Here is a 22,256-nt window from a genome sequence, read left to right on the forward strand (position 1 = left end):
TGCGACGATCGTCGCGTCGTGGGCAAAATCGCTACCTCTGCGCCAGAATCAGCTTTATCCCCAGCCCGACAAAACCGACGGCAAAGCAGGCTCTCAGCCCTTGTAAAACCCTGGGGCGAGTCAGCACGTATCCACGCATTGCCGCCGCAAAGGCGCCATAGAACATAAAAACCAGCAGCGTCATCAGCATAAACATAGCGCTCAGGATCAGCATTTCCCGGATCGGCGAAGCCGAGCCGCGCTGGATAAACTGCGGCAGAAAGGCGAGAAAGAAGAGCGGCAGTTTGGGGTTAAGCAAATTGATCAGAATGGCGTGGCTGATGACCTGCCCCGGGATGCGTTGCCCGACGCCTTCCACGCTCAAGCTGCCGCGCTGGGTCAGCGTAGCCCAGGCGAGGTACAGCAGCCAGGCGACGCCGGCGTACTTCACCAGTTCGAATGCGCCAGGCGTGCTGTGAAGGATGGCCGCCAGCCCGGTTATCGCCGCCAACATATGCGGAATAATACCCAGCGTGCAGCCGAAGGCTGCGGCAAAACTCATTCGTCTGCCCGCCGCCAGACCGGTGGCAATGGTGTACAGCGTCCCGGTGCCGGGAGCGATAACCACAATAAACGAAGTCAAAAGAAACTCAGGGCTGATGAGCGCCATGATGTTATTCCTGATGTGGTGAATCGAGGCTCTGAGTATTTCGTAAAGCCGCGTGCCGGTATTGAACAAAATTGCACAACGTCAGCTAGCGGCTCGCCTGAACGATCGCCTGATAGCTGCCCGGCGTGACGGCAAACTGTTTTTGAAACGCGCGGGTGAGGTGGCTCTGATCGGCAAAACCGGCCATCAATGCGGTATCAGCGGGGGAGTAGCCTTCCGCCAGCAGACGGCGAGCCAGGCGTAGGCGTGCTTGTACCAGGTAGGCGTGCGGCGTGATGCCGGTTTCTCGAGCGAAGCCGCGGATCAGCTGAAAGCGGCTGAGACCGCAGAGGGTAGCCAGCGCGTCGAGAGAGATTTTTTCTTCGGGGGCGTCGTCGAGATATTGCCTGGCCAGCGCAATGGCGGGAGTGCCGATTTTGCCGGGTCGCCTGGCGCAAAGATGAAATTGGCTCACCTGCATCAGGCAGAGCAGCAGCGCCTCTTCCACGGCGGTATCGTCGGGCGCGCTGGCGACGATCTCGTGAAACAGCCGCTGCATTTGCCCGCGCAGCTGCGGGTCGTCGACGACCGGACGCAGGAGGATCTCTTCTGCCTTCATCTCTCCCTGCAGTTCGTCGACAACGCGCTCAGGATCGAGATAGACCATACGCCAGCTGCGTGGGCCCTCCAGCGGAATACCATCGTGTATTTCGCCCGGATTAACCATAATGATATTTCCGGCGGCGGCCTCAACTTTGCCCAGATGGCTCCACGAACGCTGCGCGCCCTGAGTGAAAATCCCGATGCCGAACCGATCGTGGGAATGGCGCGGAAAGCTCTGGTCCGTAACTAACGATATGGCTTCCAGTCCCGGCATGGCTATCCGGTGCTGCTGAACGTGATGAAGGCGAGTTTTCAACGGTTTCTCCTGCCGGGGCATAGCATGAGTGTAGCCTCAGGCGCGCGGGACGAGCAATGGTTGACCGGCGCTTGAATTTCATCAACGCAGAACATAACATTTAGCTAACATTTTGCCTGCTGCGCTGGCAGCAGATTGCGCAACAGTGGAACATTAATGGATATCAAACAGCTTAAGTACCTGATTGCGCTCGACAGAACACGACATTTCGGCCAGGCCGCGGCGGCCTGCCATATCACCCAGCCTACGCTATCAATGCGGATCCGCAATCTTGAAGAAGAACTTAATCTGACTCTGATTCAGCGCGGGCAGCGGTTTGAAGGTTTTACCCCAGAGGGCGAGCGTATTCTGGCCTGGGCGAGGGCGCTGCTGGCGGCGCACGACGGGCTGGAGGCGGAGGCGGCTATCTGCCGCGGGCAGATGGTCGGTCAGCTCAGAGTGGGAATGGTGCCCTTAGCCAGCCTGAATCCGATGCAGCTGATCAAACCGCTGGCGGATAAATACCCGGAGCTGCAGTTCAGTCTGCTGTCCATGACCTCGGAACAGATTATCGACGGCGTCAGCCGCAACCAGCTGGATCTGGGGATCTGCTATCTACATCACGTCGATAGCCGGCTGTTCAACGTGGTGTGGCTGCCGAACACCCGGATGGGTTTGCTGCACGATAAGCGCCATTTCCAGTTTGCTGACGCCATCCCCGGTTGGGAGACGCTGGCCGCGCTGCCGCTGGGCTTTTTGACCAAGGGCATGTACTACCGCGAATCGATTGAGATGAGCTTTAAGGCCAAGGGGCTGGCGCCAAAATACGTTTTCGAAAGCGACTCCACGTTTCAGATTATCCAGGCGGTGCAGGCCGGGATCTGCTGCGCGATTATGCCGCTGAACAACGGCCTCGAAGCGCTGAGCGATAATCTGGAAATCAGGCCGATCGCCGAGACGGAGGTCGACTCGATGCTGGCGCTGATCATGCGCAACAAAGAGCCGGTGTCGTCGCTGGCGGAAAAATGCTTCGCCGATGCGCAGGTAATTTTTAGCGAACGCCGGCCATCTGCGACTGGATAAATTCAAGCCAGACGCGCGTTCTGGCGGGCATAAAGTGGCGCTCTCGATAGAGGGCGGAGAGCTGTAACGGCGCCGGCGGCAGCTCCAGCGTGACTTCCTGGAGTTCACCGCGTTCAATAAACGGGCGGCAGGGTTTCTCCCCCAGAATCGCGAAGCCGACGCCGGCAAGCGCGGCGTGCAGGGCCATTTCGCCGCTGTTGACGCGATAGTGGCCGTTGACGCTTACCTTTTTGAAGCTACCGTCCGCCGCGGCGAACTGCCAGGCTTGCCCCGCCAGGGCGCTAACGGTGGTAATACAGGGCAGCGTGGTTAATTGCTCGCTGTTTGTCGGCATTCCCGTTCTGGCAATCAGCTGCGGAGAAGCGACCACGCAGCAGGGAAACGAAAAGAGCGGACGCGCAATAACGCTGGCGTCTTCCATTTTGCCGCGGGTAATGATCACCGCAATATCCACATCCTCTTTTAACACCTCCGTTCCCGCCAGATTGGTGGTACAGCTCACGGTTATTTTTGGGTAGCGCAGGGCAAATTGCGCCATTAGCGGCGCAAACAGCGAAGGGCCAATCTCGTTTGGCAGGCACAGGCGCAGCGGTCCTTCGGGTTCGGCCTGCTGCTGAGTCAGCTCGGCTTCCGTAGCGGCAAGTTGCTCCAGCACCGGCCGCATACTGGCGAGCAGCGTCTGACCGGCAGGGGTCAGCTTCATGTGCCGGGTACTGCGTTGTATCAGGCGTAGCTGAAGGCTCTCCTCAAGCTGTGAAATCTGTCGGCTTACGTTCGATGAGGGCATCTGCAGCGCTTTTGCTCCGGCGCTGAATGAGCCAGTTTCCGCCACGGTGACGAACACCCGCAGGGCGTTGAGATCCACTTTTTTCACTCTCGATTATCCCGATTTTGATAATTAACAACGCCACTTTTACCGTCTTATGCGCGGATTTACCAGCAGCTAGACTCTGCGCATTACATTGTCAGGAGTCTTACATGCCCGGATATCTGGTACGAATAACGTTGATCATGGCCTTTGTTCAATTCATCAACGCCCTCGAATATATGATTTTTAATCCCTTATTTACCTGGATGGCGCCGACGTTTCAGGTGCCGGTAAGCCAGGCGGGTTACGTCACCGGCGTTTATACGCTGGCTTCCGTTGTTGCCGGGGTAAGCGTCTGGCGATGGGTCGGTAACGTTAAACCACGGCGCTTTTTGCTCTGCAACATGGCTCTGTTGGGGGGACTAACGATGATGACGCTGACCACCACCCGTTTTGACGTATTGTTATTCTGGCGTTTTCTTGCCGGCCTGGTCGGCGGGACCACGATGGGCGTGGCCAGCAGTCTGCTGGTCAACATTATGCCGCCGCAGCTGCGCTCTCGGGCATTGGCCTCAACGATTGCCGCATTCTCACTGGTCAGCATTGTCGGCATGCCGATGATGCTATTTCTCAGTGAACAAATCGGCTGGCAGATAGCTCCCGCGACGATCGGCGGACTCTGCTTAATCACGTTACCGCTGATAAAACTCGTGCTGCCGGAACAACCCATCGAGGCGAGTCGTCATGCGGGTTTGCGCTGGTCGTCATCGGTGCTGTTTTACGCCTCCGGCAACGCACTAGCGCAGTTCAGTCCGATGTTAATCATTCCGCTGCTGGTACCGTTACTGACGGTGAAAATGGGGGCCAGCGGCGACGAATTGCCGTGGCTCTTTTTCGGCGGAGGAGTGGCAGGGCTGGGCGCCACTAAACTCACCGGCAAACTATGCCAGCATTACAGCGGCTACCGCATCAGCCTGCTGGCCAGTCTGCTGTTTATACTGAGCCTGAGCATCGCTTTTATCTTCAACCACGGCGGCGCACTGTTTATGGTGCTGTTTCTGGCTGCCGCCTACTGTCGCCTGGTGGCCTCATCGGCTGTGGCAATGCGTTTTCCCGCGGATAGCGCCAGGGCCGGGTTTACGCTTTTACAGAATACCTTAATGTCATTAAGTACGGCGGCGGCCTTTCTGCTTTCGTCGTGGTTGCTCTCGGTTGACGGCAACGGCGAGCGGGCAATGCAGGGAATATTGCTGCTCTGCGCCCTGAGCGCATTGCCGCTGCCGTGGCTGCTACGGATTCAGGAGAAAAGATTAGCCACGCGCGCCGCCGGCTAACCCGGCGGCGGCTAGCGTCAAATATTCTCCAGGCTGATCCCGCGAGTCTTCGGACCAAAGATGCCTACCGACAGCATCACCATCAGCATGCTGGCGACGATAAAGCTAATCACCCCTGGGGTACCGGCGTACTGCAAAATAATGCCGATCAAAATGCTGGTGATCGCCGTCGACAGTCGGCTAAAGGAGTAGCAGAAGCCGACCGCCCGCGCGCGGATGTGGGTTGGGAAAACTTCGGCCTGGTAGGCGTGATAGCTAATGGTTAGCCAGGCGTTTGACCAGGTGATCATAAACCCGCAAATCACCAGCAGCACCGGGCTGTTCTGCAGGGCAAACAGGGTCCCAAACACCACCGTCATCAGCGCGGAAAGCACAATTTGCCATTTATTTTCAAAACGATGGACGAAGCGGGTGCAGAACAGACAGCCAATCGGATAGGCGAGGGTAATAAAGAACGCGTACAGCAGGCTGTGGGTGATACTCGCCCCCTGACCGGAAAGCAGGGCGGGCAGCCAGTTGCCGAAGCCAAAGAAGCCAATGGCCTGGAAGAAGTTCATCACCATCAGCATGATCGTGCGTTTGCGGTACTGCGGCGCCCAGATCGCTTTAAAGCTTCCCAGCCTGCGCTGGTTGTCTTGCTTCTCAATCCGGTGGCGCGGCGAGGGAGAAACGCCGCAGCGCTGTTCCATTTCGCACATCACCTTATGGGCTTCCTCGTGACGACCTTTTTCCTCCAGCCAGCGCGCCGACTCCGGCAGCTTCTTGCGGATAACCCAGATGACCAGTGAGCAGAGCGCGCCGAAAATAATCACCCAGCGCCAGCCGGTCAGGCCGAAAAGGGTAATCGGCACCAGCAGCCACGACATCAGCGCCACGGCAGGAACCGATAAAAACTGAATAAAGAAGGCGAAAGCGAAAGCTTTATTGCGCAGATGCGTCGGCACCCATTCGCTTAAATAGGTGTCGATGGTCACCAGCTCAATGCCGAGACCGACACCGACCAGAAAGCGGCAGAAGATAACCCCTTCGGCGCTGCTTTGCAGGGCCATCATCAGCGAAAATACGCCGTACCAGGCGAGGGCAAACATAAACGTCAGGCGGCGGCCCAGTTTATCCGCCAGCGGCGCAAGCAGGCTGGCGCCAATAAACAGCCCCATAAAAGTGGACGACGCGAAGGCGGCCTGGTCGGAGATACCGAAGATACCCTGTTCGCCGGTATGGAAAATATTCTCTGCCAGCAGCCCGGTGCTGATATAGCCGGTCTGAAAAAGATCGTACAGCTCGAAGAAGCCGCCCAGCGCCAGGAGGGTGATAAAAGACCACAGGCCAACGGAGGCGGGCAGCGCATCGATGCGAGCGGTCAGGCTGGAGTGGGGATGTCCTGGGGAGGCGAACGCGGCGTCGCCCAGAACCTGGGTGGTAGACATATTATTATTTTCCTCAGATAAAATGTTTGCCTGCTAATGTTATTTGATTGTTAATGGTTTTAAATTTTTATTCGCACCGAGGGGGGAATATTTGCAGAATAAAATCTCGGAAATGGGATTCTGATGAGAAAGTATGCTGGTTTTCGCGCTGCATCCGCCCACGGGATGAAGGAATTCACCACTATGCCGTAAGGTTTTGACTTGGGTTAAATTTAAGATAAAGAGAGATTGTTACGTCGCGGTTATTCACCTACGTTCAAAGCGAGTACTCCCACTCAGGAAAATAATCATGTCTAGCAAGAAAATTTTACAAGCAGCGCTGGCGGCGGTGCTTTCGCTGTCAATGATGGCTACGCCGGTCTTCGCTAATCCCGGTAACGGGAATGGCGGCGGTAACGGCGGTGGAAATAGCGGTAACCATGGCAACAGTGGTGGGAATAGCGGTAACCATGGCAATAGCGGTAACAAGGGCAATAGCGGTAAAAATAACGTTGATAAGGGCAACCAGGGCCATAAAGAAGGAAATCCGGGGCAGAGAAAAAATTACGGCAAACCCGATCATGTCTCCGCCGATATCAGCTTCTCCAGAGCACGTTCGCTGGCGGTAAACTACGGTTTAACCGGCTATCAGTCCCTGCCGCCGGGAATCGCCAAAAATCTGGCGCGTGGTAAACCCTTACCTCCGGGGATTGCGAAAAAAGCGGTTCCGGCATCAATGCTCAACGAACTGCCTTACTATCCAGGCTATGAATGGCGCGTGGTGGGCCAGGATTTAGTGCTGATCGCGCTGAGTACGGCGATCGTGACGTCGATAATTAATGGCGTCTTCGATTAGTGAATTAACCCCGGTTCGCGCCGGGGTTAATCCCGGTGGGCAGGCCTGGCGCATTAAGGTCATTCTAAACAAATCGTCACTAAAGCGAGATTTTAACTTTACTCAAATAATTGAATGACTATAATGAGCACAAATTCACACAGGAGAAATATGTTGGACAGTCACCCTTACTTAAACATCAAGGCAAGCTGACGCTATTTTTTCTGCGCTGCTTGCCAACCGGCGGGCAGCAATCTCCTCATCATTCAGACGATTGCATCCCATAAAGAATAACGCAGCATGGCTGCGAGGATAATCGTCATGTTCATGTTTAAAAATACATTATTCCCTCCACCGTCAACGCGACGCTAATCGCCTATCTGGCGACAATTTGTCGTGTGCTTAATAAAGCACGTAGTTAATTCTTCCAGCAAAAATGGAGGAAGCTATGTTGATGTTTCCTTATATCGCAAATTTACTCGCGGCAATGCTGTTGGGCGCGCTGATTGGCGCCGAAAGACAGTGGCGGCAGCGAATGGCTGGCCTGCGCACTAATGCGCTGGTCGCCACCGGCGCGGCGGTTTTTATTCTGAGCTCTATCTCCGCATCGCCGGATAGCCCGGGGCGTATTGCCGCGCAGGTGGTTTCCGGAATTGGTTTTCTCGGCGCCGGCGTCATCATGCGGGAAGGCATGAACGTGCGCGGCCTGAATACCGCGGCAACGCTGTGGTGCTCTGCGGCAATTGGCGTACTGTGTGGCTTAGGCCAGTTCTGGCAAGCGGCGGTGGCAACGCTGATCATCCTCTGCGCTAATATTCTACTGCGCGAAGCGGCGCAGAGAATTAATCAGATCCCCGGTGCGACAGAAGAAGAGAAATGCTACGTCCTGAATATTATTTGTCATAGCGAACACGAAAACGCGATTCGTCAGCTATTGCTTAATATCAGTAAAGAGATGACGCTCAGCTTGCAGGGGCTGGTGTCGATAGCAGCAAAAGAACAAGGACATAAAGAAATTCGTATCGAACTGGTCGGTAATACCGACCACCGCAAAGTACGAGATCTTATTATGGCAAGAATTGGCGGTGACGAAAACATTACGTCAGTGCGCTGGTGCGTCGAAGGGAGTTAGCCTCCCTGATATTCTACTGTGGCAATGATTTGTCTAAGGAGGGAATGATGGATATTCCCAGGCATATAAAGTAATAAGCGTTTAATAACGTAAAAATGAATTATGCATAAGTTAATTATGCAGGGATAACGACGTCTTAATTTTGAGGATTAATCATGACTGACATGAAAATAGAAAACCGGAAAATAAACCGGTCTGCGTCAGAAAATGATAAGCAGCATAAAAAAAGCTTCGCCATTGAAACCGAGGCATTTAACAGCCCGGATCATACGCTGGCGCGGCTCAACAGCAGCCGTCAGGGTCTCACCACCGAAGATGCCCTTGAACGACTGGATGAATATGGCCGCAATGAAGTCGCGCACGAGCAGGCGCCGCCAGCGCTAATCCAGCTTTTGCAGGCATTCAATAACCCGTTTATCTATGTCCTGATGGCGCTGGCCGCCGTCAGCTTCGTGACCGATTACTGGCTACCGCTGCGTAACGGCGAAGAGACCGATCTGACCGGGATCATTATTATCGTCACGATGGTTAGCCTGAGCGGGTTATTGCGTTTCTGGCAGGAGTTTCGTACCAACAAAGCGGCACAGGCGCTGAAATCGATGGTCCGCACCACGGCGACGGTGCTGCGTCGCGGTCCTGGTAACATGGGGCCGGTGCAGGAGGAGATTGCCATTGAGGAACTGGTGCCCGGTGACATCATTTTCCTGGCGGCGGGGGATCTGGTTCCGGCAGATGTCCGTCTGCTGGAGTCCCGGGACCTGTTCGTCAGCCAGTCGATACTCAGCGGTGAATCGCTGCCGGTTGAAAAGTATGATGTTCTGGCCAGCGTGTCCGGCAAAGGGTGCGACAGGCTTCCCGAGCCGAATAAAGATAAAAGCCTGCTGGAGATGGGCAATATCTGTCTGATGGGCACCAACGTGACCAGCGGCAGGGCGCAGGCGGTGGTGGTGGCCACCGGAAACCGCACCTGGTTTGGTTCGCTGGCGAAGTCTATTGTCGGTACGCGCACCCAGACGGCGTTCGATCGCGGGGTAAACAGCGTCAGCTGGCTGCTGATCCGCTTTATGCTGGTGATGGTGCCGATTGTTCTGCTGATTAACGGCTTCAGCAAAGGCGACTGGGTTGAGGCATCGCTGTTTGCTCTCGCGGTCGCCGTGGGCCTGACGCCGGAGATGCTGCCGATGATCGTCAGCTCCAACCTGGCGAAAGGCGCTATCGCCATGTCGCGGCGTAAAGTGATCGTCAAGCGGCTGAACGCGATTCAGAACTTCGGCGCCATGGACGTGCTGTGCACCGATAAAACCGGCACGTTGACTCAGGACAATATCATTCTTGAGCATCATCTTGACGTCAGCGGCAGCGAGAGCGACCGGGTGCTGACGCTGGCGTGGCTCAACAGCAGCAGCCAGAGCGGGGCGCGCAACCTGATGGATCGGGCGGTGCTGCGCTTTGGTGAGGGGCGGATTGCGCCGGCGACCAAAGAGCGCTTCGTGAAGCTTGATGAACTGCCGTTTGATTTTGTCCGCCGTCGGGTGTCGGTGTCGGTGGAAGATGTTCGCCACGGTGATAAAAGCCTGATCTGCAAAGGCGCGGTCGAAGAGATGCTGATGGTGGCCACGCATCTGCGCGAAGGCGACCGCGTGGTTGCGCTGGATGAAACCCGCCGCGATCTGCTGTTAGCCAAAACGCAGGACTACAACGCCCAGGGCTTCCGCGTGCTGCTGGTTGCGACCCGCAAGCTGGATGATTCCGCCCTGACAGCCCCGCTGTGCGCCAACGATGAGCAGGGGCTGACGGTAGAAGGAATGCTGACCTTCCTCGACCCGCCGAAAGAGAGCGCGGGAAAAGCGATTACCGCGCTACGCGACAACGGCGTGGCGGTCAAAGTGTTGACCGGCGATAACCCGGTCGTCACGGCGCGGATTTGCCTGGAAGTAGGTATCGATGCCCACGGTATCCTGACCGGGCCGCAGATTGAGACGATGACGGATAACGAACTGGAGCGCGAAGTGGAAACGCGCGCGGTGTTCGCCAAACTGACGCCGTTGCAGAAGTCGCGGATCCTGAAAACGCTGCAGAAAAACGGCCACACCGTCGGCTTCCTCGGCGATGGCATCAACGATGCGCCAGCGCTGCGCGACGCGGACGTCGGTATTTCGGTCGACAGCGCGGCGGATATCGCCAAAGAGGCATCCGATATTATCCTGCTGGAAAAGGATTTGATGGTGCTGGAAGAAGGGGTGATCAAAGGACGTGAGACGTTCGGCAATATCATTAAGTACCTGAATATGACCGCCAGCTCTAACTTCGGTAATGTCTTCTCAGTACTGGTGGCCAGCGCGTTTATTCCGTTCTTGCCGATGCTGGCGATTCATCTGCTGATCCAGAACCTGATGTACGATCTCTCCCAGCTCTCGCTGCCCTGGGACAAGATGGATAAGGAATTCCTGCGCAAGCCGCGCAAGTGGGATGCAAAAAACATCGGCCGCTTTATGCTGTGGATTGGCCCGACGTCGTCCATTTTTGATATCACCACCTTCGCGCTGATGTGGTACGTGTTCGCGGCGAACAACGTCGAAGCCCAGGCGCTGTTTCAGTCCGGCTGGTTTATTGAAGGGCTGCTGTCGCAAACGCTGGTCGTACATATGCTGAGAACGCAGAAAATTCCGTTTATCCAGAGCCGCGCGACGCTGCCGGTACTGCTCACCACCGCAGTGATTATGGCGATGGGCATCTACATTCCGTTCTCCCCGCTGGGAGCGATGGTCGGGCTGGAGCCGCTGCCGCTGAGCTACTTCCCATGGCTGGTCGCGACGCTGCTCAGCTACTGCGTGGTCGCGCAGGGCATGAAACGTTTCTATATCAAACGTTTCGGTCAGTGGTTCTGATAATAAGGAGGCGCAGAGATGAATCGTTCTCCGGACACTATCATCGCGCTGATATTTTTCCTGATGGGTCTGCTGGTGCTGCTGTTAGCTATCTGGCAAATCCTGTTCTGAATAAGGGGGCGCGATGCGTAGAGGATCGCTGGATAAAGTCTTTATTCAGGTGGCGATTATTGCGGCCATCATTATTCTGCTGACAATCTGGATTAGATAGAAGAAACCCGGGCCATTGGCCCGGGTTTAGCATTTCTGCCGGGGAAAAGATTACAGATCGAAGCGGTCGAGGTTCATCACTTTGGTCCATGCGGCGACAAAGTCGCTGACAAACTTCTGCCGCGCATCGCTGCAGGCATACACTTCTGCCAGGGCGCGCAGGACGGAGTTGGAGCCAAACACCAGATCAACGCGTGTCGCGGTGTATTTCTCTTCGCCGCTCTTACGATCGCGGCCAATAAACAGCTCAGCGTGCTCGTCAGCAGCTTTCCAGACGGTACCCATATCGAGCAGGTTAGCGAAGAAATCATTGCTCAGCACGCCCACGCGGTCGGTAAATACGCCGTGCCGGCTGCCGTCAAAGTTAGCGCCCAGCACACGCAGACCGCCTACCAGGACCGTCATTTCTGGCGCCGTCAGCGTTAACTGCTGCGCTTTATCAATCAGCAGCGTTTCGGTGGAGATGCCGCCGCCCACGCGACGATAGTTGCGGAAACCATCGGCCAGAGGCTGCAGCAGATCCATCGCTTCGACATCGGTCTGATCCTGACGCGCATCGACGCGGCCAGGAGCGAAGGGGACGCTGACCTGAACGCCTGCCGCCGCGGCAGCCTGCTCAATGCCCACCACGCCGGCGAGGACGATGATATCAGCCAGAGACGCTTTACCGGATGCCTGCTGAATCGCCTGCAGGGTTGGCAGCACGCGGGAGGCGATGGCGTTAACCGGCCACGATTTCTGCGGCTCGAGCGCCAGACGCGCGCCGTTGGCGCCGCCGCGTTTATCACCACCGCGGAAGGTGGATGCCGATGCCCAGGCTACGGAAACCAGCTCGCTGACCGAAAGGCCGGCGTCGGCAATGGCGGTTTTCAGCGTCGCGATATCCTCTGCGGTCGGGGCGTGGATCGCCGCCGGTAGCGGGTCTTGCCAGATCAGATCTTCTTTCGGCACTTCCGGACCCATGTAGCGGGACTTCGGCCCCATATCGCGGTGGATCAGTTTAAACCATGCGCGGGCGAAAGCTTCGTTAAAGGCCTGCGGGTCGTTCAGGAAACGGCGGGAAATCTTGTCGAATTCCGGGTCAAAGCGCAGCGTCAGGTCGGTGACCAGCATGGTGGGCTTGCGTTTTTTCTCCGGATTAAACGGGTCAGGAATGATTTCAGGGGCGTCTTTCGCTTCGAACTGAATCGCGCCTGCCGGGCTGCGGGTCTGTACCCACTCGTATTTGTACAGGTTTTCGAAGAAGTAGTTGCTCCATTGGGTTGGCGTTTGCGTCCAGACCACTTCCAGACCGGAGGTGATCGCGTCGGCGCCCGCGCCGCTGCCGTAGCTGTTCGCCCAGCCGAGGCCCTGCGCTTCGATCGGCGCCGCTTCCGGCTCTGCGCCAACGTGGCTGGTCACCGCGGAGCCGTGGGTTTTGCCCAGCGTATGGCCGCCGGCGATCAGCGCGACGATCTCTTCATCATTCATCGCCATATTGCCGAAGGTCGCGCGAATTGCGGAGGCCGCGGAGAGCGGGTCGCCGCTGGCATTAGGACCTTCAGGGTTGACGTAAATCAGCCCCATTTCGGTGGCGCCGATCGCCTGCTGATTCAGGCTTTCCGGATGACGATGGGCCAGCCATTCGGTTTCATTACCCCAGTCAACGTCCAGATCCGGTTCCCATACGTCTTCACGACCGGCCCCGAAGCCAAAGGTGCGGAAACCGGCGTTTTCCAGCGCCACGTTGCCCGCCAGCATATAGAGATCGGCCCAGGAGATTTTCTGGCCGTATTTCTGCTTAACCGGCCACAGCAGGCGACGGGCTTTGTCGAGGCTGACGTTATCCGGCCAGGAGTTGAGCGGGGCGAAACGCTGCTGCCCGCGGCCTGCGCCGCCGCGCCCGTCAACGGTACGATAGGTACCGGCGCCGTGCCATGCCATACGAATAAACAGCCCGATATAGCTGCCCCAGTCCGCCGGCCACCACTCCTGAGAATCGGTGAGCAGGGCGCGCAGATCGGCTTTCAGGGCCGAGTAGTCGAGCTTCTTAAACTCTTCGCGGTAGTTAAAGTTTTCGCCCAGCGGGTTTGAACGATTGGAGTGCTGATTCAGCAGATCCACACGTAGTTGATTAGGCCACCAGTCGCGGTTGCCGGTGCCACCGCCCGCGCTCTGCGTGGGCGTCGGTGTTTCGGCGTGAAAGGGACATTTTCCTGCCGACGGGGTATTCGAAGGATCGTTTGACGTGCTCATATCAGGCTCCGTTTGCTTTTGTGAATGCCATTACGATATACACTGCTACCAATAAGCGATATTTGAATGAGTCTACGGATTTAATAGTTATTTCCGTTCAATGCCTTTGTAAAAACCGAATATATATCATTGTTGAATGGCTGGTTTTCAACAATGACCTTACCACCATAGTCGTAACATCAGCGTAAAGGAATCGTTAAGGCATCATCTCCGCCAGCGAAGATCCCATTATTTGCGTTATGACAATTTTAGTGCGTAAACAAGCTTAGCGCTGCCAGTATAAAGGTGTACCAAAAACGTCGATAAAATAGTCAATTACCGCCCGTACGTTAAGTGACGGATGCCTGGCGTGAGGGTAAATCGCCGAAACCGGCGAGGGGGTATTGCCGATTGCCGCGGTGTAGCGGGGCATCAGCTGAATTAGCCTTCCTTCTCCTGTCGCTTCATTAACCATCCAGTCGGGAAAGAGCACCACTCCCATGCCCCCCAGCGCAGCGGTCAGCAGCGCATCAGCGTTATTTGAAGTGAGCTGCGGCGTTTGCGGATAGTGCACCCATTCCCCTTGCGCAAGGCGGAACAGCCAGCGGTTGGGCCCGTTTGAGCCGCTGTAGACCAGCGTGCTGTGCTGGCGAAGATCTTCCGGCGTCTCCGGGATGCCGCGGCGTCGCAGATACGCCGGAGCGGCGACCAGATAATGATGCTGCATACCCAGTACTCTGGCGTGAACGCTGGAATCCGGCAGGCTACCGATGCGAAAAATCACGTCGGTCGCATCGCGGTGCGGATCGATGAAATCATCGGTCAGCGCCAGCTCAATCTGCATCTGCGGATAGCGCGCCGTCAGCCCCGGCAGCCAGGGCGCGATATGGCGCTGGCCAAAATAGACCGGGGCGTTGATGCGCACCAGCCCGCCTGGCTCAAGGTTCCGGTCCTGCAAATCGCGTCGCGCGGCGCTGAACTGTTCGCTGATACCTCTGGCATGAGCGGCAAACAGGCGTCCTGCTTCGGTAGGCACCACGGCCCGGGTATTACGATAAAACAGTTGCTGACCGAGCGCGTCCTCAAGCTGGTGAATGGTGCGCGATACCATTGAGGGAGAAACGCCTTCCCGTCGCGCCACGACGGAAAAGCTCTGGCTGTCGTAAACGGCGATAAACAGCTGCAGCGCCCGAAAGTTCACATTACCCGCATCGCTCATTAATGCAATATCCGCAAAAGTGTTTCCTTGATTGTATCGTTTTTCACATCACTCCGCTGCTTTATGCTCTGCCACCCCATTAATAATCGGATAGCAACGATGCAGTTATTACTTATTTTTCTTGTGATTGCCGGCGGCATGGGATTATCCGTGGAAGCTGGACTACTCGGGCCGCTGGCCGGTCAGGTAGGGGACCTGTGGGCCACCTTCAGTATTTTCAGCGTTGGCAGCGCGCTGACGTTTCTGTTGATGCTGCTGTTTGGCCAGAGACAAAGCCCCTCGTTCTTCTCTTTGCCGGGCTGGCAGCTTACCGGGGGCATCCTGGGCCCCATCTATGTCGTCATCTTAACTATCGCCGTGCCGGTTATCGGTATTGCCATGACGATGATCGGCATTCTTGCCGGCCAGGTCTGCAAAAGCCTGTTGATTGACCATTATGGCCTGTTCGGTTCGCCAAAACGTAAAATCGACGGTCGGCGGCTTATCGCACTGCTGTTTATCGTTGTCGCCCTGATTCTGATCGCCGCAAGCTGAGGACTTAAGATGAGTAGCATAATGATTTTGCTGGCGCTGGCCGGCGGCGCGATGTTGAGTATGCAGGCGGCGATTAACGGTCGTTTAGGCAGTCAGGTAGGCGTATTTCGTAGCGCGTTTCTCACTTTCTCCGTAGGCGCCTTGATCACCGCGCTGCTGATTTTCTACTTTGCGCCCCACCAGACGACGACGCTGCTGGATGTGCCGAAATGGCAGCTGCTGGGGGCATTTTGCGGCGTCCCCTATATCGTAATTATGGTGGTGGCGGTGCAGCGTATCGGTACCGCGACGGCCACGGTGGCGGTGATTTTTGGCCAACTGGCCATGAGTCTGCTGATCGATAACTTTGGCTGGCTCGGTAATGATGCCATTACCTTTTCACCGGGGCGGCTTGGGGCGATCGTCTGTTTGGGGTTGGCGCTGTTCTTTATTTATCGCTCCGGCAAGGCGGCAAAAGCCGCAGAGAAGCGATAGACCGCCCACCTGTTCAGGTGAGTTGTCGTGCATCGCTAACCGCGGCCATACTGTTCGTCACCATGTGACTGGCGCTTTAGACAGGTCACTGTCGGGGAGCATGGTTGCCGCCGCCGCGCGCCTGGGCATCACTTCACTTTATGGAGATACGCTATGCCTGAGATTTCGTCGCTGCTGACCTTCGCTCTGGTGGCCCTTGGCCTGGTGCTGACCCCGGGGCCGAATATGATCTATCTGATTTCGCGCTCGATTTGCCAGGGAAGAAAGGCCGGACTGGTCTCCCTCGGCGGGGTGGCGCTGGGGTTTGTCTTTTATATGCTGTGCGCCGCGTTCGGTATTACCGCGCTGATCTTCGCCGTGCCCTATGCTTATGACGTCTTGCGCATCAGCGGCGTTGTCTATCTGCTTTATCTGGCCTGGCAGGCGGTGAAGCCCGGCGGGCGCTCGGTCTTTACGGTGCGCGACCTGCCTGCGGATAGCGGCCGTAAGCTGTTTATGATGGGCTTTATTACTAACCTGGCGAACCCTAAAATCGCCATCATGTATCTCTCACTGCTGCCGCAGTTTATCTCTCCCGGTCACGGCAGCATCCTTGCGCAATCGCTGGCGCTGGGATTTACCCAGGCGATAATTAGCGTGGCGGTTAACGCGCTGATTGTGGTGATGGCCGGGCAGGTGTCGCTGTTTCTTGCGGGGCGCCCGTTATGGCAGCAGTTTCAGCGCTGGTTGATGGCGACGGTGCTGGCGGGGATGGCGGTGAAAATTGCCTTCGAAGCGCGGAAGTAATCGCTCTGCCCGGTAGTATAGCGCTGCCGGGCGCAGCGGAAGGGGGTTAAGCCCCCGGGCCAATCAGCCGCGAGCGGATCGTCGCCTCCGGCATCATCTCCAGCAGACCGTTGCTCAGCATCTCTCCCGCGTCCTGCAGCGCGCTAAGCGGCATTTCCGGCAGGCTTTCAAGAATAAACCACATCCGCGGACTCTCCACGCTCAGACGCGTGCGTACTCCCTGTCTCCAGTTCCAGCGGCGGCAGGTCACGCCGCGATCGTCGCCCCAGACCACCTCTCCCGCGTCGGGGTATTCGTAAACCGTCTGTCCTTTCTTAACGGTATCGAACGGCTCGCTGCCGTCCGCTATCTTGAGCTGCGGCACGCCAACATACGCCGCCAGGTTTTCGCCGCCGACCGGCACGGCGTAGCGCAGGCTCACCGCGTTATAGAGGTCGACGATAGGATCGATCGCGGCCATCTCGCCATCGCGCAGCACCCGTTTACGCAAGGCTTCCGCCGAGCAGGGGGTCCTTTTAGGTTTTGCGCCAAAGGCGCGGAATACTTCGCTCCAGGCCTGCAGGTGCGCCTCCGCCCACTGCGGCTCGTCGGCGAGAACCGCTTTGCAGGCGGAGCGGAGCGCATCTGACCCGACCTGGGGGGCGCGTACGGCGGCGGAAACGACATCAATGCTCAGGGCGCGAAAGCCGGGGGCCAGCGCGGAGACCTGCGGGCTGATTGACGGTAATACGCTATTCATTGGATAATCCTGTAACGACCATTTTAAAGCATAATATCGACCGATGACCAATAAAGTCAATATAACGACCGATGCGGGCGCCGATGCCGCCATGATCAATGAAGCCGTTGCCGCGCGCCTTAAACGCTACCGGGCGGAAAAGAAGATCTCCCTTGATGAGCTGTCGCGACGCGCGGGGGTCAGTAAAGGCATGCTGGTAGACATTGAAGCCTGCCGGGCCAATCCGAGCATCGCGCTGTTGTGCCGTCTGGCCTCGGCGCTGGGCGTATCCGTGGCCGATTTTGTCAACGTCGCCGCCGCGCCGCCGGTCAAGGTGATGGCCGCAAGGGATATTCCCACCCTGTGGCAGGGCGAGCGGGGCGGTCATGCGCGGCTGCTTGCCGGTACCAGCGGACCGGATATGGTGGAGCTCTGGCAATGGAGTCTCTATCCCGGTGAGATTTTTACCTCGCCGGGGCACGGCGATGGCACGACAGAGCTGCTTTTTGTGACCGAGGGCGCCTTAACCCTGACGGTCAACGACGCGAGCTATGTGATTGTCGCCGGAGATTCCGCCGTGGCGCGCACCGACGCCCCGCATAGCTACGCTAACGCCGGGGATGCTGTCACGCGCTTCACTATGACGGTCAGCGAAAAAGCGCGTTAGTATTATCCCGACCGCGCTCCTCTCTCACGGCGAGCGCACCAAATTCATGCAATGCCCCATCATCACTCCCCATTATTGGGAATCGCGGCGACGCCTGTCGTCGTATGGCTGATTTTACGCGCTCTGCGCGCCTGGCATAGACCTTGCAAACTCCTCGTCAGAAGGCAGCGCAACAGACAATTGAGATAACACAATAGCTGGCTAGGGTTCCGGTTCACTCAGGTGAACGTCTGGTCCGAGAGCTGGCGACCTCTGCGAGGTTACACGGCGGGACAAAAGCCCGGGAGACAGCAGCACCGTTGGGTGTCGCGCTGCCCCCGTTTCCCGTGCTAACCAGAGGTCCACCATGAAGACACCGCCGCTCCTCCGCTCTCTTATCCTGTCGCTGGCGCTGCTGGCCAGCGTCCCATCGTTTGCCGCCGTCAAAAAAGAGTTCAACGTCTGCTGGACTATCTACGCCGGATGGATGCCCTGGGGCACCATCAGCAACGAAAAAATCATCGATAAGTGGGCCAGTAAATACGGCATCAAAATCAATATCGTTCAGCTAAACGACTACATCGAGTCCATCAACCAGTATACCGCGGGCCAGTTTGACGGCTGCACCATGACCAACATGGATGCCCTGACCATTCCGGCGGCGGGGGGCGTTGACACGACGGCGCTGATTACCGGCAGCTACTCCGACGGCAACGACGGCGTGGTGCTGAAAGGGGCGAATAAAAAACTCAGCGATCTGAAAGGCATGGCGGTGTATCTCCCGGAGCTTTCGGTATCGCACTACCTGCTGGTTCGCGGCCTGGAAAAAGCCGGACTGCATGAAAAAGACGTCAAAGTGGTCAATACCTCGGATGCGGATATCGTCTCGGCCTTTGGCACCAGCGGCGTACGCGCGGCGGTGGCCTGGAACCCGCAGCTTTCGGTTATCAAAAAGACGCCGCAAACTACAGAAGTCTTTAGCTCTTCACAGGTCCCCGGCGAGCTGATCGACATGATGGTGGTAAATACTCAGACGCTGAAAGATAACCCGGCGCTGGGCAAAGCCCTGACCGGCGCCTGGTTCGAGATGATGGCCAAAATGCAGGCCGGCGATACCGAGGCGCTAAACGCTATGGCCGCCGACTCCGGCACCGACCTCGCCGGTTACCAGGCGCAGCTAAAAACGACCCATCTGTTCTGGACGCCTGCCGACACCCTGACGTTTATCTCCTCGCCGGAGCTGGCCAAAACCATGCAGCGGGTGGCGCAGTTCTCCTTTGATAAAGGGCTGCTGGGCGAGGGAGCGCAGAGCGCCGACTTTATCGGCATGACCTTTCCCGGCGGCGTCACCGTCGGCGATACCGCGAACAGCAAGCTGCGCTTTGACGACAGCTATCTGAAGCTGGCCGCGGCGGGCAAGCTGTAATGATTGACTCCGGGAGTCCACGCCATGCGCCACATTAACCGCTATCCCCGTCAGGGTATGCGTCTGACGCTGATGCTGTTGCCCTTTGTCCTGCTGGTCGCCGCCTGGTTTATCGGCTCGGCGGTGCGGCTGGAAGCCAATCCGCAGGATAAGCTGCTGCCCGGCCTGTCGCAAATGATCGCGGCCATTAACCGGATGGCGTTCACGCCGGATAAACGCAGCGGTGAGTATCTGCTGTGGGCCGATACGCTGATTAGCCTTGGCCGCCTGCTGATTGGCCTGACACTCTCTTCGCTGATTGGCCTGGGCATCGGCATCGCCGCCGGCGTGTTCCCGATGTACCGCGCGGCGCTGTCGCCGCTGATGACCGTGGTGTCTATGATCCCGCCGCTGGCGATCCTGCCGGTGCTGTTTATCGTCTTTGGCCTGGATGAGCTATCAAAAGTGATGCTTATCGTTATCGGTATTACGCCGATGCTGGCGCGCGACCTTGAGCAGCGGGCGCGGGAAATCCCGGCGGAGCTGTTTATCAAAGCGCAAACCCTCGGCGCCAATAGCTGGACGGTGGTCCTGCGGGTCGTGCTGCCGCAGTTGCTATCGCGGCTGATAACCTCCCTGCGCCTGCTGCTGGGCTCCGCGTGGCTGTTTTTGATCTCCGCTGAAGCCATTTCCGCCACCGCCGGGCTTGGCTATCGCATATTCCTCGTTCGCCGCTATATGGCGATGGACGTGATTATTCCTTACGTCATCTGGATAACGCTGCTGGCGTGGTTGATGGATCTGGCTCTGCGCCAGCTGCACAAAGCCTGTTTCCCGTGGGCGGAAGGAGGTCGGGCATGAGTTTTATCGACATCAAAAATATCTGGCAGGAGTACGGCGATCACGTGGTGCTGGAGCGTATCAATTTGCAGGTGAAAGAGGGCGAGTTCTGTTCGATGGTCGGGGCGTCCGGCTGCGGCAAATCAACCTTTTTACGCCTGCTGCTCGGCCAGGAAAAGCCGACCCGCGGTGAAATTACCCTCGACGGCCTGCCGCTGGCGGCGGAGCCGGATCGCAGCCGCGGCGTGGTGTTTCAGCGTTATTCGGTTTTCCCGCATCTCAACGTGTTGGATAACGTCGCCATAGGTCTTGAACTTCCGGCGTCACCGCTGTTTGGCCGGCTGTTTGCCGGCAGGAAACGCGACGCCCGCGAACAGGCGCGGCGGATGCTGGAGAAAGTCGGGCTGGGGCACGCGCTGGATAAATACCCGGCGCAGCTCTCCGGCGGGATGCAGCAGAGGCTGGCGATTGCCCAGGCGTTCGTGATGCAGCCGCGCGTGCTGCTGCTCGATGAGCCCTTCGGCGCGCTGGATCCCGGGATCCGCAAGGATATGCACGGGCTGCTGCTCCAGCTATGGAGCGAAACCCGGATGACGGTTTTTATGGTCACCCACGACCTCGCGGAAGGCTTCAACCTTGGCTCCCGGCTGCTGGTTTTCGACAAAGTGCGCATTGACCCGCAGGCGCCTAACGCCTGGGGGGCGCGCATTACCTACGATATACCGCTCAATGAAGCGCGGATGTCGCAGCTGACGACCGGCAGCGACAATAACGTTTACGCATTAAGGAGATAGTTTGATGACCGCACTTTTTCACTCCTCCCCCAGTCTGCGCGAAGAGCGTCTCCCCGGCGGGGCGCATACCTCGTTGATTTTGCGCCAAGGGCAGATCCTGCGCCTGACCGATATCGACGGCGGGGCTAACGTCAGCATGATGATGCTTAATCCCCACGAGAAGAGCGAGCGCCTGAATTTACCGGATACCCTCAAGGGCCAGCACACCGCGCGCCTGACCGCCGGGCACTGTTTCTACTCAGATATGGGGCGCGTCCTGGCCGGGATTGTGGCCGATAGCTGCGGCTGGCACGACCCGTTCGGCGGGGTACTCAACGCCGACGAGACGCGTGAAAAATATGGCGCAGGACGCTACCAGGAGCTGCGCAACGGCTTCTATCGCAACGGTGTCGATAACCTGCTGGTCGAGATGGGCAAGTGGGACCTGGGCCTTGAAGACCTGCTGATGGTGGTTAACTTCTTCAGCAAAGTGACTGTCGATGAGGACGGTAGTTTCCGCTTCATCCCGGGCAACAGCCGCGCCGGAGATTACGTTGAGCTGTTTGCGCCGATGGATGTCCTCATGGTGCTGACCGCGCTGCCTCATCCCCAGGATCCTGCCGCGGAGTACGCCCCGCGGCCGATTCAGCTCAGCTGGTATCAGGCCGACGATGTGCAGGCGGCCACAGAAGCGCTCTTTACCCGCGATGAAAACCAGCGCGCGTTCCTCAATACCCAACTTTTTGCCCTGTAAGGAGGCAGCGATGAGCCTTATCACCAGTAACCGTCGTCCTGAAGATGCCGTCTATCGTCATGTGATCCCGGCAGGGGAACCCTGGCTGTTTGAGGTACAAAAAGGGCAAACCCTGCGCCTGCTAGACCTCGAAGGCAACCAGGCCATTGATACTCTGTTCTACAATGCTGATAACCCCCGGGAACGCTACGATCCGCAGCGCACGCTGCGCCGCCAGGGCAATGCCTATCTGACCACCGGCAGCGTGCTCTATTCCAATCTGGGCAATCCGCTGCTGACCATCGTTGCCGACACCTGCGGTCGCCACGATACCCTCGGCGGCGCCTGCGCCCAGGAGAGCAACACCGTGCGCTACGCCCAGGATAAACGCTATATGCACAGCTGCCGGGATAATTTCCTTTGCGCCTGCCTGCACGATGGTCGCCTGCACAAGCGCGATATCGGCGCCAACATCAACTTTTTTATGAACGTCCCGGTAACCCCGGAAGGTGGGCTGACCTTTGAGGACGGCATATCGGCGGCGGGGAAATACGTTGAGCTGCGCGCCGAGTGCAACGCCGTGGTGCTGATATCCAACTGTCCGCAGTTGAACAATCCCTGCAACGGCTGGAACCCTACGCCCGCCGAGGTGCTGGTATGGAACTGACCCGCTGGCAGCGCTGGCGTCTGCT

23 protein-coding genes and 2 riboswitches are annotated in these 22,256 nt (G+C 57.6%); of the genes, 16 read left to right on the forward strand and 7 right to left on the reverse strand.

Annotated features, from left to right (window positions below):
• Nucleotides 1-31: 31 nt before the first annotated feature.
• Complete coding sequence (locus K7H21_RS13920; RefSeq protein ID WP_139530086.1) at nucleotides 32-649, reverse strand: LysE family translocator; 618 nt, start codon at nucleotides 647-649, stop codon at nucleotides 32-34.
• An 85-nt stretch (nucleotides 650-734) separates the two neighbouring features.
• Nucleotides 735-1,547, reverse strand: a complete 813-nt coding sequence (locus K7H21_RS13925; RefSeq protein WP_223035869.1) for an AraC family transcriptional regulator — start codon at nucleotides 1,545-1,547, stop codon at nucleotides 735-737.
• A 156-nt stretch (nucleotides 1,548-1,703) separates the two neighbouring features.
• Here K7H21_RS13925 and K7H21_RS13930 point away from each other — a divergent pair, with 156 nt between their 5' ends.
• Complete coding sequence (locus K7H21_RS13930; protein ID WP_139530088.1) at nucleotides 1,704-2,609, forward strand: LysR family transcriptional regulator; 906 nt, start codon at nucleotides 1,704-1,706, stop codon at nucleotides 2,607-2,609.
• Here K7H21_RS13930 and K7H21_RS13935 read toward each other — a convergent pair.
• Nucleotides 2,578-3,483 carry a LysR family transcriptional regulator gene (locus K7H21_RS13935; RefSeq protein WP_004120556.1) on the reverse strand — a complete coding sequence of 302 codons (906 nt, stop codon included), beginning with the start codon at nucleotides 3,481-3,483 and terminating at the stop codon, nucleotides 2,578-2,580. The genes K7H21_RS13930 and K7H21_RS13935 overlap by 32 nt on opposite strands.
• A gap of 104 nt (nucleotides 3,484-3,587) precedes the next feature.
• Here K7H21_RS13935 and K7H21_RS13940 point away from each other — a divergent pair, with 104 nt between their 5' ends.
• Nucleotides 3,588-4,751: an MFS transporter gene (locus K7H21_RS13940; RefSeq protein WP_223035870.1), complete on the forward strand. Its 1,164-nt coding sequence runs from the start codon at nucleotides 3,588-3,590 to the stop codon at nucleotides 4,749-4,751.
• A 17-nt stretch (nucleotides 4,752-4,768) separates the two neighbouring features.
• Here K7H21_RS13940 and K7H21_RS13945 read toward each other — a convergent pair whose 3' ends face one another.
• Nucleotides 4,769-6,178 (reverse strand): MFS transporter, encoded by a 1,410-nt coding sequence (locus tag K7H21_RS13945; RefSeq protein ID WP_049112853.1) that lies wholly within the window; start codon nucleotides 6,176-6,178, stop codon nucleotides 4,769-4,771.
• A 289-nt stretch (nucleotides 6,179-6,467) separates the two neighbouring features.
• Here K7H21_RS13945 and K7H21_RS13950 point away from each other — a divergent pair, with 289 nt between their 5' ends.
• The 5 genes from K7H21_RS13950 (at nucleotide 6,468) to mgtU (ending at nucleotide 11,223) form a co-directional block, all read left to right on the forward strand.
• On the forward strand, nucleotides 6,468-7,013 hold the full coding sequence (locus K7H21_RS13950; RefSeq protein WP_223035871.1) for an anti-virulence regulator CigR family protein: 546 nt from the start codon (nucleotides 6,468-6,470) through the stop codon (nucleotides 7,011-7,013).
• Nucleotides 7,014-7,428: 415 nt separating this feature from the next.
• Complete coding sequence (locus K7H21_RS13955; protein ID WP_112165105.1) at nucleotides 7,429-8,124, forward strand: MgtC family protein; 696 nt, start codon at nucleotides 7,429-7,431, stop codon at nucleotides 8,122-8,124.
• A 155-nt stretch (nucleotides 8,125-8,279) separates the two neighbouring features.
• Complete coding sequence (mgtA, locus tag K7H21_RS13960; RefSeq protein WP_004120546.1) at nucleotides 8,280-11,012, forward strand: magnesium-translocating P-type ATPase; 2,733 nt, start codon at nucleotides 8,280-8,282, stop codon at nucleotides 11,010-11,012.
• Nucleotides 11,013-11,030: 18 nt separating this feature from the next.
• A complete protein-coding gene (gene mgtR, locus K7H21_RS13965) occupies nucleotides 11,031-11,123 on the forward strand; it encodes a protein MgtR (RefSeq protein ID WP_004101989.1) in 93 nt (30 codons plus the stop codon).
• A gap of 13 nt (nucleotides 11,124-11,136) precedes the next feature.
• Nucleotides 11,137-11,223, forward strand: a complete 87-nt coding sequence (mgtU, locus tag K7H21_RS29210; RefSeq protein ID WP_251009858.1) for a magnesium transporter protection protein MgtU — start codon at nucleotides 11,137-11,139, stop codon at nucleotides 11,221-11,223.
• Nucleotides 11,224-11,273: 50 nt separating this feature from the next.
• On the opposite strand, the gene katG is transcribed toward mgtU, so the two are convergent.
• Together katG and K7H21_RS13975 are read right to left on the reverse strand one after the other, a co-directional pair.
• Nucleotides 11,274-13,457 carry a catalase/peroxidase HPI gene (gene katG, locus K7H21_RS13970; protein ID WP_004120544.1) on the reverse strand — a complete coding sequence of 728 codons (2,184 nt, stop codon included), beginning with the start codon at nucleotides 13,455-13,457 and terminating at the stop codon, nucleotides 11,274-11,276.
• Between the two features lie 265 nt (nucleotides 13,458-13,722).
• Nucleotides 13,723-14,655 (reverse strand): LysR family transcriptional regulator, encoded by a 933-nt coding sequence (locus K7H21_RS13975; RefSeq protein WP_087829357.1) that lies wholly within the window; start codon nucleotides 14,653-14,655, stop codon nucleotides 13,723-13,725.
• 99 nt (nucleotides 14,656-14,754) lie between these two features.
• On the opposite strand from K7H21_RS13975, the gene K7H21_RS13980 reads away from it, so the two are divergent.
• From K7H21_RS13980 to K7H21_RS13990, 3 genes are all read left to right on the forward strand, one after another.
• Nucleotides 14,755-15,189 (forward strand): DMT family transporter, encoded by a 435-nt coding sequence (locus K7H21_RS13980; RefSeq protein ID WP_004120541.1) that lies wholly within the window; start codon nucleotides 14,755-14,757, stop codon nucleotides 15,187-15,189.
• A 9-nt stretch (nucleotides 15,190-15,198) separates the two neighbouring features.
• Nucleotides 15,199-15,663 (forward strand): DMT family transporter, encoded by a 465-nt coding sequence (locus K7H21_RS13985; protein ID WP_087829356.1) that lies wholly within the window; start codon nucleotides 15,199-15,201, stop codon nucleotides 15,661-15,663.
• 54 nt (nucleotides 15,664-15,717) lie between these two features.
• A riboswitch (ZMP/ZTP riboswitch) is annotated at nucleotides 15,718-15,797 on the forward strand.
• A gap of 19 nt (nucleotides 15,798-15,816) precedes the next feature.
• A complete protein-coding gene (locus K7H21_RS13990) occupies nucleotides 15,817-16,449 on the forward strand; it encodes a LysE family translocator (protein WP_004120537.1) in 633 nt (210 codons plus the stop codon).
• A 46-nt stretch (nucleotides 16,450-16,495) separates the two neighbouring features.
• Here K7H21_RS13990 and K7H21_RS13995 read toward each other — a convergent pair whose 3' ends face one another.
• Nucleotides 16,496-17,188 (reverse strand): B3/B4 domain-containing protein, encoded by a 693-nt coding sequence (locus K7H21_RS13995; protein WP_196564978.1) that lies wholly within the window; start codon nucleotides 17,186-17,188, stop codon nucleotides 16,496-16,498.
• A 43-nt stretch (nucleotides 17,189-17,231) separates the two neighbouring features.
• Here K7H21_RS13995 and K7H21_RS14000 point away from each other — a divergent pair, with 43 nt between their 5' ends.
• From K7H21_RS14000 to K7H21_RS14025, 6 genes are all read left to right on the forward strand, one after another.
• On the forward strand, nucleotides 17,232-17,834 hold the full coding sequence (locus K7H21_RS14000) for a helix-turn-helix domain-containing protein (RefSeq protein ID WP_004120534.1): 603 nt from the start codon (nucleotides 17,232-17,234) through the stop codon (nucleotides 17,832-17,834).
• A 190-nt stretch (nucleotides 17,835-18,024) separates the two neighbouring features.
• Nucleotides 18,025-18,123, forward strand: a riboswitch (guanidine-I (ykkC/yxkD leader).
• A gap of 57 nt (nucleotides 18,124-18,180) precedes the next feature.
• Complete coding sequence (locus K7H21_RS14005) at nucleotides 18,181-19,239, forward strand: putative urea ABC transporter substrate-binding protein (RefSeq protein WP_139530095.1); 1,059 nt, start codon at nucleotides 18,181-18,183, stop codon at nucleotides 19,237-19,239.
• A 24-nt stretch (nucleotides 19,240-19,263) separates the two neighbouring features.
• A complete protein-coding gene (locus tag K7H21_RS14010) occupies nucleotides 19,264-20,079 on the forward strand; it encodes an ABC transporter permease (RefSeq protein ID WP_223035872.1) in 816 nt (271 codons plus the stop codon).
• Nucleotides 20,076-20,852 carry an ABC transporter ATP-binding protein gene (locus K7H21_RS14015; RefSeq protein WP_139530097.1) on the forward strand — a complete coding sequence of 259 codons (777 nt, stop codon included), beginning with the start codon at nucleotides 20,076-20,078 and terminating at the stop codon, nucleotides 20,850-20,852. Before K7H21_RS14010 ends, K7H21_RS14015 begins: the two co-directional genes overlap by 4 nt.
• 4 nt (nucleotides 20,853-20,856) lie before the next feature.
• Nucleotides 20,857-21,585, forward strand: a complete 729-nt coding sequence (locus K7H21_RS14020; RefSeq protein ID WP_004120527.1) for an urea amidolyase associated protein UAAP1 — start codon at nucleotides 20,857-20,859, stop codon at nucleotides 21,583-21,585.
• A 10-nt stretch (nucleotides 21,586-21,595) separates the two neighbouring features.
• Nucleotides 21,596-22,231 carry an urea amidolyase associated protein UAAP2 gene (locus K7H21_RS14025; RefSeq protein ID WP_004120525.1) on the forward strand — a complete coding sequence of 212 codons (636 nt, stop codon included), beginning with the start codon at nucleotides 21,596-21,598 and terminating at the stop codon, nucleotides 22,229-22,231.
• Nucleotides 22,232-22,256 lie beyond the last annotated feature (25 nt).

Origin of the sequence: Klebsiella sp. CTHL.F3a (assembly GCF_019890895.1) — a bacterium.
Lineage (GTDB): Bacteria > Pseudomonadota > Gammaproteobacteria > Enterobacterales > Enterobacteriaceae > Klebsiella > Klebsiella grimontii.